The sequence below is a fragment of the Arthrobacter pascens genome, assembly GCF_017052465.1.
In the GTDB taxonomy this organism is placed as follows: Bacteria; Actinomycetota; Actinomycetes; order Actinomycetales; family Micrococcaceae; genus Arthrobacter; species Arthrobacter pascens.
Genome location: NZ_JAFHKT010000117.1, coordinates 1 through 350 on the forward strand (window position 1 = coordinate 1; position 350 = coordinate 350).

The following is a 350-nucleotide window of genomic DNA, read 5'->3' on the forward strand; positions in this document are numbered from 1 at the left end:
CGGGCGGTGCGGGCTTAGCGGCTGTGGGGCGCGAAGCTGCGCGGGGTGCGGCCGATGTCGCGTATGCGGCCTTCGCGGCCGTGCAGGCCCGGGATGATGTCGGCGTCGCTGGCAATATTGCGGACGGTGGAGGCGGTGACGGGCCCGGGGACGGTGACTGGTCCGCTGCCGGTCGCTGGGCCTGGGGTTGCGCCTGGTTCCGGGCCAGGGAGTGGGGGCTGGGCGGAGTCCGTGCCGGGGTGCGGGGGCTGGTGACGGCCATTGACCGTGGCCGGGTCTGGATCCGTGCCGGTAGCGGTGCCGGGGAACTCTCCGGGGCCGGGGACGGTGGGCTGGTCCGTGGTGGCCGC

General features: G+C 75.4%; 1 pseudogene. It reads right to left on the reverse strand.

Annotation, left to right across the window (positions count from 1 at the left end):
- Positions 1-14: 14 nt before the first annotated feature.
- Positions 15-350, reverse strand: a pseudogene (locus tag JYA52_RS06070) (hypothetical protein); the annotation flags it as partial.